This is a genomic window from Bacillus sp. D386 (assembly GCF_006346415.1).
In genome coordinates, this window is sequence record NZ_VEMV01000001.1 from 337800 (window position 1) to 350436 (window position 12637).

12 protein-coding genes are annotated in these 12637 nt (G+C 38.0%); all 12 read right to left on the reverse strand.

The features are described from left to right. Positions 1–11: 11 nt before the first annotated feature. Entirely contained in the window at positions 12–326 is a 315-nt protein-coding gene (locus tag FHY45_RS01585) for a hypothetical protein (protein WP_066100375.1), read from the reverse strand. Between the two features lie 16 nt (positions 327–342). Then, complete coding sequence (locus FHY45_RS01590; RefSeq protein ID WP_139891232.1) at positions 343–1677, reverse strand: flagellar assembly protein A; 1335 nt, start codon at positions 1675–1677, stop codon at positions 343–345. Between the two features lie 24 nt (positions 1678–1701). Further along, positions 1702–2475, reverse strand: a complete 774-nt coding sequence (locus tag FHY45_RS01595) for a FliA/WhiG family RNA polymerase sigma factor (protein ID WP_139891233.1) — start codon at positions 2473–2475, stop codon at positions 1702–1704. Positions 2476–2583: 108 nt separating this feature from the next. Continuing rightward, a complete protein-coding gene (locus FHY45_RS01600) occupies positions 2584–3087 on the reverse strand; it encodes a chemotaxis protein CheD (protein ID WP_066100389.1) in 504 nt (167 codons plus the stop codon). Continuing rightward, the gene (locus FHY45_RS01605) at positions 3084–3722 is read right to left on the reverse strand and encodes a chemotaxis protein CheC (RefSeq protein WP_139891234.1); all 639 of its coding nucleotides are present in this window, start codon (positions 3720–3722) and stop codon (positions 3084–3086) included. Before FHY45_RS01605 ends, FHY45_RS01600 begins: the two co-directional genes overlap by 4 nt. A gap of 18 nt (positions 3723–3740) precedes the next feature. Beyond that, the gene (locus FHY45_RS01610) at positions 3741–4202 is read right to left on the reverse strand and encodes a chemotaxis protein CheW (RefSeq protein WP_139891235.1); all 462 of its coding nucleotides are present in this window, start codon (positions 4200–4202) and stop codon (positions 3741–3743) included. A 29-nt stretch (positions 4203–4231) separates the two neighbouring features. Then, positions 4232–6271 (reverse strand): chemotaxis protein CheA, encoded by a 2040-nt coding sequence (locus FHY45_RS01615; protein ID WP_139891558.1) that lies wholly within the window; start codon positions 6269–6271, stop codon positions 4232–4234. Between the two features lie 12 nt (positions 6272–6283). Continuing rightward, on the reverse strand, positions 6284–7378 hold the full coding sequence (locus FHY45_RS01620; protein WP_139891236.1) for a protein-glutamate methylesterase/protein-glutamine glutaminase: 1095 nt from the start codon (positions 7376–7378) through the stop codon (positions 6284–6286). Between the two features lie 3 nt (positions 7379–7381). Beyond that, on the reverse strand, positions 7382–8245 hold the full coding sequence (locus FHY45_RS01625) for a MinD/ParA family protein (protein WP_066100404.1): 864 nt from the start codon (positions 8243–8245) through the stop codon (positions 7382–7384). Then, complete coding sequence (gene flhF / locus FHY45_RS01630; RefSeq protein ID WP_139891237.1) at positions 8238–9410, reverse strand: flagellar biosynthesis GTPase FlhF; 1173 nt, start codon at positions 9408–9410, stop codon at positions 8238–8240. The genes FHY45_RS01625 and flhF overlap by 8 nt, the downstream gene beginning before the upstream one ends. Further along, the gene (gene flhA / locus FHY45_RS01635) at positions 9407–11443 is read right to left on the reverse strand and encodes a flagellar biosynthesis protein FlhA (protein WP_066100412.1); all 2037 of its coding nucleotides are present in this window, start codon (positions 11441–11443) and stop codon (positions 9407–9409) included. Before flhA ends, flhF begins: the two co-directional genes overlap by 4 nt. 111 nt (positions 11444–11554) lie before the next feature. Beyond that, positions 11555–12637 carry a flagellar biosynthesis protein FlhB gene (gene flhB / locus FHY45_RS01640; RefSeq protein WP_139891238.1) on the reverse strand — a complete coding sequence of 361 codons (1083 nt, stop codon included), beginning with the start codon at positions 12635–12637 and terminating at the stop codon, positions 11555–11557.

Here is a 12637-nt window from a genome sequence, read left to right on the forward strand (position 1 = left end):
TTTGTCTCCTCTTATCCCGAAAAATCTATTCTCTTTCCCTTATAAGGTTGGGTTTCTGCTTGCGAAAAGGCAGAATGATTTTTAGTAGATTCATCATTCTGCCGCCGTTTTTCCTGCTGCCGGCCCTTGGAATGATTATTCCAATCAACCGAGCTATTCTTTTCTTGCCTAAGTACTGTTTCATTTTTTGCTCTTGTACTCTTTTTTTCCTGTTCGGAAGCATGCTCAATCAGTTGTTGACTACGATTCTGCAACAGCTCCTGGATTTTACCTGCATCCTGCGTTCTGGGTATTGCAACTTGCAATTCAATCGCTTTTAAACTCATGATTCATTGCCCCCTTTTAGAGCGGATAAACAGATATCTCGTTTCCCTTATCAGTAAATCTCACTGACTGGTAATTTTGATTCAGAGGCATGCTATACTTACCCATTTTTATATAAAGATTAGGGTAGCATGCACCGTTAATAATTAATTCCTCATCGATTTGCAGCTCATAATCTAACATTAATCTCTCTTGCTTAAGTTTTTTCATTTCATCCACTAAAAAATCTTTTGTTTTCCTTTGTTTTTCCAGCAAAAGAGCATCCTTTTTGTCATTCGATAACCTTGTTTTTTCTTCAAGCTTCACAGCTATATACGAGAGTTTCGAGAGTGTTTTTTGCATTTTTTGATAACGAGAATCCAAATCCTGCTTAATCATTTCAATTGCATCATTATTTCCGATATGTATTTCAGTACGTGTATAGTGTAAATTCCCTGCATCCATCAGTTCCACTCTCTTGCCAGCCCTTAAAACTCCGCCTATTAGATGTCCTTTTTTACAGGTTACAGATTTCATGGAAGTTACAAAACTATGGAGAATAGCATGTTGAATAATGATATTACCGCTTGATATTACATTTGCATAGTTTATGTATAAGGCGTATAGATCTCCGCCTGTTCGAATACTGCAATTCTTTTCCCCAGTAATTCCGCCCTTGACAATAACCGAGCCGCCAACATTAATGTCTGATCCCTCAATCATACCGAAAACTTTTAAATCGCCACCGCACGAAATCGTATAACCGACGGGTATATTGCCCTCAATATACACATTTCCAACAAAATCAATATTGCCTACCTCCAGGCTCAAATCTCCTTTTACATAAAAAACAGGATTAACCTGTATAGTATGACCTACTATACTGATTTGTCCGTTAATCGTTGAATAGAGGCTTGATTCATGTTCAATGACATTGGGTCCCAATTTATAGACGGCTCTTTTGCCTAGTTTCGGTTTGATTTCATTTCCGAAAATATCCATTCCAAATAGACCATAAGTTGGTTGAGATGCAGCCGCAATTTTATCTCCTGTAGAGATGGATGGGATATCCATTACATTTCGGAAGTTAAACGGTTGCTCCCCTGTGTCTATTCCCTTTGTATATTCGAGTTTTAATTCTCCATCCTGTCCGTTTTCCGGTAATTTCCCTTCAGCAATCAATAAAGGAAAAACAACCTGCTCCGTATTCAGTAAATGTACTTTTGTTTCCTTTTTTATGCCAAAGATAATCGGCAAAGAAACAAGCCATTCATCTATTTGTCTATCAGAAACCGATTGTGCCTGATTCCCTATAGGTATAATCCAGGCCTTCATTTTATCTTGGGAAACCTCTAGTTTATATGGAAAATCCATTATTCCACTCCCAAACCAATAGCTTTAGCGGTAGATTGTTTTTGCTAATAACTCTTTTAATTTAAATAGTGCACGTGAATGTATTTGTGAAATTCTCGAAGTCGATAGCTTCAAAATGTAGCCGATCTCTGTAAGAGTCAGCTCCTGCCGATAAAATAAGTCCAACACTAATTGTTCTTTTTCACTTAGCCTATGAATGAGGTCTCCCATCTCTTTGAGCAATTCTTTTTTAACAAGGGCTTCTTCAGGAGATAGCATGCGCTCGTCTTTCACTGTATACGATTGCGCTTCCTGTTCCGAGTGAGTATCATGCGGCTGTTCATCCATTGATAAAATATTGGAAAAGAAATTCTCATTCGTGATTTTGACAACCTCATCCTCTGTAATCCCTAATTCTTCGGCAATTTCAACAGGTGTGATATTACGCATATTCTTCTGCTCTAACGCTTCTATAGTCGAATCTATTAATTTTGCTTTTTCTCTCGTACTTCTTGGCAACCAATCTTCTTTACGCAATCCATCTATAATGGCTCCCCTAATTCGAAAGGAAGCATAGGTCTCAAATTTTAAATCACGGGATGGGTCGAATTTTTCTAAAGCATCAAATAGACCCATATTCGCTAAACTTCTTATATCATCTCTATTCACATTTTTAGGCAGATTCACTGAAATTCGTTGTACATGATAACTGACCAATGGCAAGTATTTTTTTGCCAATATGTCTCCAGCCTGCGCGTCCCGGCCTTCAAGCCATTTATGCCAATACGTCTGTTCTTCACCGGTATTCACTTGAGACATTTTGACCCTCCCCTTAGTTGGTTTATTATGGTAATTAAATTATAACAAAAAACAACAGATATACATCCGACAAATTTCCCTTAATTTCGCTCTTTACCGAATGAAAACTTAAATAGAGCAGGAACCCTGATTAACCGTACGAATGTGCAATATACTTGTAATCGGATTAAATTCAATTGTTCTTCCACTGTTTCCGCCAACATCTTCAGCAATTATCTGGATATGATTTTCCATAAGCTGAATTTTCACAGCATCTACATTTCGCGGTCCGATTCTCATCAGATCACTTCCTGAACTGAATTGAAACATTTGCGCTCCACCTGCAAGTTTTGCCTTGAGCAATTGACTTTTTATTCCCTTATTCTTGAATTGTTTAATAAGCTCTGGTATTGCAGTATCTGCATATTTTGCTTTATTAAATGTTTTACCTCTGGCAAGTGAGGAATCCGGCAGCATAACATGAACCATTCCTGCTATCTGTTGAGATGGGCAGTAAAGGACAACACCAACACAAGATCCAAGACCGGCTGTTCTAATAATGGAACCCTTATAAGCAAAATTCATATCTGCAATTCCAACGCGGATAATTTCCTGTTCGTGACGAGGATTCATTCCATATTCACTCCCAATGTGGAAAAGAGTGTATCAAATGATTCAGGATCAGGCAGTAAGAAAAAGTGCCCATTTACATCTTTTTCTTCCTTACTATCAGACTCGGTAAAATCCGTATCAATGATAATCGCATAATCGCCAACTTGGGAAAATTCTAGTAATCCATACCCGAGCAAGGCTCCCACCATATCAATCCCCAGCACAGGAACAGAAGGATATATTTTCATACCAGTAAAATCAGACAAGGAAGATAAATACGAGCCAGATAGAATATTGCCCATTTCTGTCAGGGCAGATAAAGAAATTTCATCATCCAATGAATGATCAAAGGAAAATTGATTGGAACCGGTCATTTGGTTAATAAATCTGGTTGCCTGCGATAAAGAAAGGATAAAATACATATTGCCGGTGATGTCACCTTCTATTCTCATGTAAACACTGGCTACAACATTATCCGCTCCTCCTGCAAGCTCCATTGTTTCGTCAAATGTTGCAATTTTCACGGAAGGGACACTCATCATAACCGGTTTGTTCACTAATAGAGATAAAGCAGTCGCAGCATTACCTGCACCGATATTACCAATTTCCTTTAAGGTATCCAGTTGGAGATGTGTTATGGAATCCAGATATGACATGTCCTGCCCGCCTTCTTCCTATATAGATTGTGTTGTTCCAAGTACTTGTAAAATTCGTTCGAGTTTGATTAATATCAACAAACGTTTATCAACCTTCACAACGCCATTTATAAAATCAATCTCCTGCATACCGATAACTTTAGGCTGCGGTTCAATTAAATCAGCCGGAAACTCTAAAACATCCCTGGCTGAATCAACAATCAATCCCACTTCAAATTCATTAAAGGAAATAATGATAATCCTTGAAGACTCATCATATTCTTTTTGCTCTAGGCCAAACCGCATTCGAAGGTCAATAATCGGTGTAATCGTCCCTTTAAGATTAATTACTCCCATCACAAAGGGTTCTACACCCGGAACTCTTGTAATAGTTGATACTTTTTCGATAGACAGCACATACTCGACAGGTATTGCATATTCTTTATTCACTAACTCAAAGACTATAACTTTCTGCATCTGTCTATTATCATTGTCAGCCATATAAACTCCTCCTTATCTTACAGCCCTGCTTACTTAACAAGAGAATTGCAATCTATAATCAATGCAACTTGACCATCCCCGAGAATCGTAGCTCCTGAAACAGCGAAGACAGAATTTAAGTAATTACCCAATGATTTTAAAACGATTTCTTGCTGACCAATGAATGAATTGACAACTAACCCGGCCATCTTGTCTCCATTACGCACAATTACTAATGACAAAAAGTCTTCCTCCTCCCGACAAACAGGGATAGAAAGAATTGAATGCAGATACACGAGCGGGATAATCTTACCTCTAAAGTCAATGACATCTTGATTATGTGATCTTAATACTTCTTCTCTTTGGACGATATACGTTTCAATTATGGAAGATAAGGGAATTGCGTACTTTTCATCCTGAACTTCAACTAGCATGACTGATATGATTGATAAGGTAAGTGGCAATTTCACAGAAAAAATAGATCCATATCCTAGGCGTGAATTAATAGACACACTTCCACCAAGAGATTCGATGGTATTTTTCACAACATCTAAGCCAACCCCCCGGCCTGATATATCAGAAATCTCCTTAGCTGTGGAAAAACCCGAAGCGAAAAGAAGTTCGTTTTTTTGACGTTCTGTCATGATTTCAGCTTGTTCTTCTGTAATAATTCCTTTATCCACTGCTTTTGTTACAACCACATCTGTATTAATACCAGCGCCATCATCTTCTATTTCTATAAAAACGTGGTTGCCACTATGATAAGCCTTCAGGATGACTGTACCCTCTTCAGGCTTGCCCTTGTCCCGTCTAGCTTCCGGTGTTTCAATACCATGATCCAAAGCGTTTCGTAAAAGATGCAGCAGAGGATCACCAATTTCGTCAATAACAGTCCGGTCTAACTCCGTTTCCGCACCAATAATTTCAAGACGGATGTGTTTATTCAGATTACGCGCAAGCTGCCTGACCATACGCGGAAACCGATTAAAAACTGTTTCTACTGGTACCATCCTCATATTTAGGATTATTGTTTGCATATCACCAGAAATTCTTGTCATATGTTCAACTGTTTCAAACAGCTCTGCATCTTTTAAATCCTTCGAAATTTGTTCGAGTCTTCCGCGATCAATCACTAACTCTTCAAATAGATTCATTAATATGTCAAGGCGCTCAATATTGACCCGTATCGTCTTACTATGAGCCACTGCAGTATTAACAGAGGAAGCTTTTTCATCTTCCTTACCCTTTACCTGCTTTGTTGAATGCACCTGCAGCTGATTCGCATTTTCCAGATCCTTTGTGGCTTTATATTCCTGATCCTTAGATGTCTTATTCGGCACCAGCGAAACTCGTACAGACTCAAGCTCTGATACTTTTAAGATTCTCTGTTCGATATCTATTGCAGATTGTTTTGATAGGATCGTTGCCGTAAACTCCTGCCCAAAATCTTCTTCCTCAAGAACATCGACGGGAGGAACCGACTTAATTACTTCTCCCAGTTCAGCAAAAATTTCATAAACCATAAAAACACGGACTGCTTTTAAGATACAATCATCATTTAAAATCACCTTAACAGAGTAAGCTTTAAAGCCTTGGTCGATTGATTGTTCCATGACCGCCCATTCGTATTCGTCATAAATATCCGCACGGGATTCCATTTCTACCGGAGCACCAGGATGTTCTCTATCTGCAGAACCTATCATAACGATTTGACCTGCTACTATGTTTTCTAATTTTTCTATTGTTAAAGAGACATCTCTTTTTCCGTTTCCACCATCTGCAACCGATAAAACCATTGCTTCCAAATCATCAACAGCTAAAAATACAATGTCTAAAATGTCGGTATTAACTTTTATTCGCTGATTTCGGATCTCATCCAACACATTTTCCATTTGATGAGTTAATCGTGCTAAATCATCAAAACCCATTGTCGCAGACATTCCTTTTAATGTATGGGCTGACCTAAAAATTTCATGCACAATCATGACATCATCAGGATTTTTTTCGAGCTCCAATAATAGTTCATTACAAGTTTGTAAGTGTTCCTTGCTTTCTTCTATAAAAACCTCTAAATATTGATCTAAATCCAAGCTCATTTACCTTCACCTCTCACCCTTACAAATTTCATTCAATACTCCAGCTATATGACCCAGAGGAATTATTTCATCCACCAATCCCGTAGCGATTGCCGCTTTTGGCATACCATAGACCACACAAGTTTCTTCAGATTCAGCAATAATTCTGGACTTTTTAAACTTTCTTAAATTCATAATTCCCTTCGTACCATCTGATCCCATACCTGTCATAATAACGGCTACACATTCGTATACAGGGGGCAGTTCGGAAACTGAATCAAACAAGACATCCACCGATGGACGGTGGCCATTAACGGAATTAGTTTTATCCAATTTGGCAATCAGCACACCAGCTTGAACTGAAGCTTTTAAATGAAATCCACCAGGTGCAATATAGGCTGTTCCATTACATAAAATTTCTCCCTCTTCAGCTTCCTTCACAGTTATTTCTGACAACTCATTTAGTCTCTCAGCCAAGTGTTTTGTAAACCCTTCCGGCATATGCTGTACAATGAGAATAGGTACCGTAATCTTTTTAAGTAATGGCAATACGGTATACAGTGCTCGCGGTCCTCCCGTCGAGGTTCCGATACAAATAATTTTTTGCAAGGGAACATCCGTATTTTTTTCTTTGACATTTTCAGTCAGATTCAGTTCCTGTGAAATTTCAGCGATTGGCGGCACATTCATCAGGCGATTATTTTGGTCAAACACGCTCATATTTACTTTGGCAGCCTCTTTCACTTTCTGAATCATTAGACTCTTAATTCTGTGTAAATCCTGTGAAAATGAACCAGAGGGCTTTTCGATAAAATTGACTGCACCAAGCTTCATGCTCTCCATAATCATATCTACACCCGATCTGTTAGTACCGGAAAGTATAACCACAGGCATTGGATTTTTTTCCATGATTACCTGCAATGTCGTTATACCGTCCATTACAGGCATTTCTATATCCAGTGTAATGACATCAGGTTTCAGCTTTTCCATTTTCAAAAGCCCATCTGCTCCATTTCTAGCAATGCCCACCACTTCAATTTGTTCATCTTCTTGTAAAAATTCAGTTATCAACTTTCTCATAAAAGGTGAATCTTCAATGATTAGAACTTTAATAGCAGCCAAATCTTAAGCCTGCCTTTCGAAAAGAAAATTCTTCATCTTTTTCATAAACGAAGCAGGTGAATTGCCCTCTTTATCCACGCTTCCCATATACTGAGCAATGATTTTGTTTAGTGCTTCACTAGATGGAGCCCGAGAATTCAAGAGGATAAATGGAATTTGTCTTATGACTGCTTTTTGTACCGTTTTATCATCTGGCAAAATCCCAAGTGCCACGATTTCTTTATGTAAAAACTGTTGCGCAGCTCTCGTTAAACGTAAAATGACCTCATTGCCTTCTTTCCGGCTTGAAGCCCGGTTACAGAGAAGATAGAACGGTGCATCCGTTCTGCTAACAAGATATTTCATCATGGAATAAGCATCCGTTATTGCCGTTGGCTCTGGTGTTGTAATATAAATCAATTCATTCGCAGAAACGATAAATTGCAAGGATTGTTCTGATATTCCCGCACCCATATCCAAAATAATAAAATCATATTCTTCCAGAATGCTTTGAAATTGATGGCTAAAGTGAGCAAATTGTTTTTGATCCATTTTAAAAAAATTTGTTAAACCTGTACCCCCAGGAATATAATGGATTCCTTCAGGCCCAGCAGAAATAGCCATCCTTAGAGGGATCCCCTCATTAAAATGATTTGCTATTGTATATCTGCCCGTTTGGCCTATTAAGATATTGATATTTCCCATTCCTACATCAATATCTATAATCAATACTTTTTTATTTTGCTTAGCGAGTCCAATTGAAAAATTTAATGAAAAATTGGATTTACCGACTCCGCCTTTTCCACTTACAACTGCAATTACTTTGGCAGATGGCTCTTCTTTTTTATATTGTATCTTTTGTCGAAGCAGTTCCGCTTGGTCATACATATAAATGACCTCCACATACCATTTTGACAATTTTGTCCGGGGTGGCAGCAATAATATCATCGGGAACATCTTGTCCATTTGTCATATAAATAACTGGAACATGATGTTTAAGAATAAAATTCACCACGGAACCATGATAGGCAGTTTCATCTAATTTGGTAAAAATAGCTCCGTGAATGGGTATTATGGAAAACTGGTTATAGATCGCTGTCATATCAATCTCTTTGGAAGTAGCGGAAAGGACAAGATATGTCAGCATATCGATATTAAAATCAATCAGCCCTTTAAGTTCCTCAACAAATTCCTGATTTCGAAAATTTCTGCCTGCTGTATCTATAAATACATGATCGTAATGGGCAAAACGCTCAGCAGCTTGTTTAAAATCATCACTGTTATACGCCACTTCGACTGGTACTCTCAATATCTCTGCATATGTTTTCAATTGTTCAATAGCTGCGATTCGATAGGTGTCCGTAGTGATGAACGCAATTTTTTTATTATGCTTAATCACATATTCAGCTGCAATTTTTGCAATTGTAGTGGTTTTCCCAACACCAGTCGGACCTACAATATTTATATATTTTCTCTTAAATAATTGCTCACCATTAACGGCAAAATTCTTTAATTGTTCAAGTAAGTAGATATGGACCAGCTCTGATAGGTCCGCCTTAGTTATTTCAGCAGACCTTTGATTATTCCTCCATTTTCCCAATAGATACTCCAACAGTTTGTCGATTATATGCTTATCCAACTCCATTACAACAAGCTGATGGTGTAATTCTCTTAATGGATCTGGAAAGTGATTGTATTTGGATTCTAGTGATAACATTTGTTTCATATCGTGCAATTTTTTAAGTATTTCATTAGATGGGTTATCGATATCTTTTTTTGTTGAATTGGAAAATTGAACAGGTTGTTCAATTGATTCCTTTTTTATGGATGGAATCGTATCTTTATTTACCTTCGTGAATGTTGTTTTTTTACTTTCCACTGAATCGGTATCCAATGCGGCAATCACTTCAAATGATTTCTTTTTAAATAGACCAAGAATACCATTGCTATTGACTACTTTTGAATTTAATATGACGGCATCATTTCCAAATTCCGCCCGTATTTTACTCATCACTTCTTGCATGGATATCCCTGTAAACTTCTTCACATTCATTCAGCATTCACCACCCCTACACTTTGTACCTCTATATTTGCTTCCAATTCGTTATATGATAGCACCGGAAGCTGCGGGAAATATCTCTCTGTCAGCTGGCGCACATACATCCTTACAGCTGGTGAACATAACAATACAGGTGCCTGATCAAGTAAGGCATGCTCCTCCAGCTTTCCTGCTACTGATTCAAGGATTTTCTGTGAGTTAGTCGGATCTAGCGATAGATAATTACCTTGTTCTGTCTGTTGAACACTGTCGGCAACGATTTTTTCAACTCTTCCAGAAAGAGTTAACACTTTTAAATTATCACCCGTTACATATTGGTTTGTGATTTGACGGGCAAGTGCCTGTCTAACATATTCCGCTAAAATGTCAGTATCATTTGTCATCCTTCCAAAATCAGCTAAGGTTTCAAAAATAACTGGTAGGTTCCTAATTGAGACCTTTTCTCTCAATAATTTAGCCAGAACTTTTTGTATATCACCTACAGATAAAGGATTAGGCGTAACTTCTTCTATTAAAATTGGTGCAGACTCTCTGAGATGCTCAATTAATTGTTTTGTTTCCTGACGCCCAATCAAATCAGCTGCATTTGTTTTAATTACTTCAGTAATATGTGTGGAAACAACTGATGGTGGATCCACAACGGTATAGCCTAGCATTTCAGCATATTCCTTGGTCTCTTCCGTAATCCACTTGGCCGGCAGCCCAAAGGAAGGTTCTATCGTATCAATTCCTTCAATAGAATCATCATCCATTCCTGGAGCCATCGCTAAATAGTGATCTAACAAAAGCTCACCCCTGGCCATTTCAGCACCTTTAATTTTCAGCCTATATTCATTAGGCTTAAGCTGAATATTATCTCTGATTCTTACAACGGGTATAACAAGACCCAATTCAATAGCAAGCTGCCTGCGAATCATAACCACCCTGTCCAAAAGGTCTCCGCCCTGATTGGCATCCGCTAATGGAATTAACCCATAACCGAATTCAAACTCAATCGGATCAATACTGAGAAGACTAATGACGCTTTCCGGACTTTTCATTTCTTCCGCTTCTGCGGTATCATCTGGTTCCAGTTCAGAAACAGTGCTTTCTTTTTGTTGAATAGATGTAGCTTTATAAGCCCCCAAAGCCAATAGACCAGAAATAAATAATGTTAGAAAATTATTAATCGGTGTAAAAAGCCCTAATAACAGAATAGTTCCGGCAGCAATATACAGCATTTGTGGATAAGCAAAAAGCTGAGATGTAATATCTGAAGCAAGATTGCCATCTGATGCTGCTCTCGTCACGATAATACCTGTCGCAGTTGAAATCAGTAAGGCTGGCACCTGACTGACAATCCCGTCCCCTACAGATAAAAGTGAAAATTTCACAGCCGCCTCACCAAATGATAAATCCATTTGCATAACACCGATAATCATTCCGAATATCAGGTTGATTAAGACAATAATAATACTGGCTATGGCGTCACCTTTAACAAACTTGCTGGCACCATCCATCGAACCAAAAAAATCAGCTTCTCTCGACACCTTATCACGTCTGGTTCTCGCCTCTTGTTCAGAAATCATTCCGGCATTTAAATCGGCATCAATACTCATTTGTTTACCTGGCATTGCATCAAGCGTAAATCGGGCTGCCACCTCTGCTACACGTTCAGCCCCTTTTGTAATGACAATGAATTGAATAATGATTAAGATTAGGAAAACGACCAATCCAACGATCACTTGACCGCCAACTACAAAGTCACCGAATACATGAACGACTCCACCGGCATCCCCGTGTGTCAGGATTGCTCTAGTCGTAGAAATATTAAGGCCGAGTCTAAATAACGTGAGGAGCAACAGTAAGGAAGGGAAAATAGAAAATTGCAAAGGTTCCTGTGTATTCATTGAAGTCAATAATACTAATAAGGCAAGAGAAATATTGACCATGATTAAAAAACTTATCAACCATGTTGGTAAAGGGATAATTAACATGGCTACAATCATTATGACGGCTATTAAAACTGATAAATCTCTTGCTCGCATGCTACTTCTCTCCTAACGGGTAATTAATAGAACGTGAATCTATCAATATCTTAGATTAATTATGCTAACTATAATCAAACGGCAAAAATGATATCAGGCTAATCATATTTCCTACGACTTGCCTTTCAGTTTATAGACGTACGCAAGAATCTCAGCCACTCCTTTGTAAAACTCTTCAGGGATTGCCTGACCGATATCTGCCTGATTGTACAATGCTCTTGCTAATGGTCTGTTTTCCATCATCGGAATATCATTTTCTTTAGCGACAAGCTTTATTTTCTGGGCAACAAAATCCAGCCCTTTTCCTACTACATATGGTGCATCCAGCTGATTTTCGTCATATTTTAAAGCAATCGCATAGTGGGTCGGATTCGTAATTACTACATCAGCTTTTGGTATCTCCTGCATCATTCTCGACATGGCCATTTCTCTTTGTTTTTGCTTGATTCGAGACTTTATTATCGGATCTCCTTCGATTGTTTTATACTCTTGTTTAATTTCCTGTTTGGACATTCGAATGCTCTTTTCAAAATCGAAACGTTGATAAAGATAGTCCAACAGGGCTAAAAACAATAAAGCTCCCGAAGCAAACAAACCGGTTTTGACTGTAATATCTGCAAGTGTAATTAAGGATGCCCCCATCGTTTTAGTTGAAAGCATCATAATTTCATCCAACCGCGACCAAATAGAATAAAAGGTTATAACTCCAATGACCGTAATCTTTAATATAGATTTGAGCATTTCGACGAGCGCTCTCATTGAAAAAATCCGTTTAAACCCTTTTATTGGGTCAATTTTTTCAAGCTTAAATTGTATAGTTTCGGTTGAAAACATGGCTCCTACCTGCGCAAAATTAGCGATAATTCCGGCTATAAAAGCCGCTAACATAATAGGTCCCAAGATAATAGCCATTTGTTTAAGAAGTTCAATAAACATTAAATATAAATCCGCTTCTGAATATGAGAAGGTAGCAGATAGATTGATTGGATACTTAAAAATAACTAGTAATCTATCTTTTAAAAAACCACCTGCTATATATAAAATGAGAAATACCCCTAACAAAACAACTGCTGTATTGATATCCTGACTTTTGGCAACCTGCCCTTTTTTCCTTGCATCCTGTCTTTTTTTAGGAGTAGCCTTCTCTGTTTTCTCCCCTGAAAAAAATTGCAAATCCAGTTTTAGTAGGCTCAT

Bases quoted from the DNA above. Each gene is read 5' to 3' on its own strand.
- FHY45_RS01585 (WP_066100375.1), bottom strand. From the start codon at position 326: ATGAGTTTAAAAGCGATTGAATTGCAAGTTGCAATACCCAGAACGCAG.
- FHY45_RS01590 (WP_139891232.1), bottom strand. From the start codon at position 1,677: ATGGATTTTCCATATAAACTAGAGGTTTCCCAAGATAAAATGAAGGCC.
- FHY45_RS01595 (WP_139891233.1), bottom strand. From the start codon at position 2,475: ATGTCTCAAGTGAATACCGGTGAAGAACAGACGTATTGGCATAAATGG.
- FHY45_RS01600 (WP_066100389.1), bottom strand. From the start codon at position 3,087: ATGAATCCTCGTCACGAACAGGAAATTATCCGCGTTGGAATTGCAGAT.
- FHY45_RS01605 (WP_139891234.1), bottom strand. From the start codon at position 3,722: ATGTCATATCTGGATTCCATAACACATCTCCAACTGGATACCTTAAAG.
- FHY45_RS01610 (WP_139891235.1), bottom strand. From the start codon at position 4,202: ATGGCTGACAATGATAATAGACAGATGCAGAAAGTTATAGTCTTTGAG.
- FHY45_RS01625 (WP_066100404.1), bottom strand. From the start codon at position 8,245: ATGTATGACCAAGCGGAACTGCTTCGACAAAAGATACAATATAAAAAA.
- flhF (WP_139891237.1), bottom strand. From the start codon at position 9,410: ATGAATGTGAAGAAGTTTACAGGGATATCCATGCAAGAAGTGATGAGT.
- flhA (WP_066100412.1), bottom strand. From the start codon at position 11,443: ATGCGAGCAAGAGATTTATCAGTTTTAATAGCCGTCATAATGATTGTA.
- flhB (WP_139891238.1), bottom strand. From the start codon at position 12,637: ATGAGCCTACTAAAACTGGATTTGCAATTTTTTTCAGGGGAGAAAACA.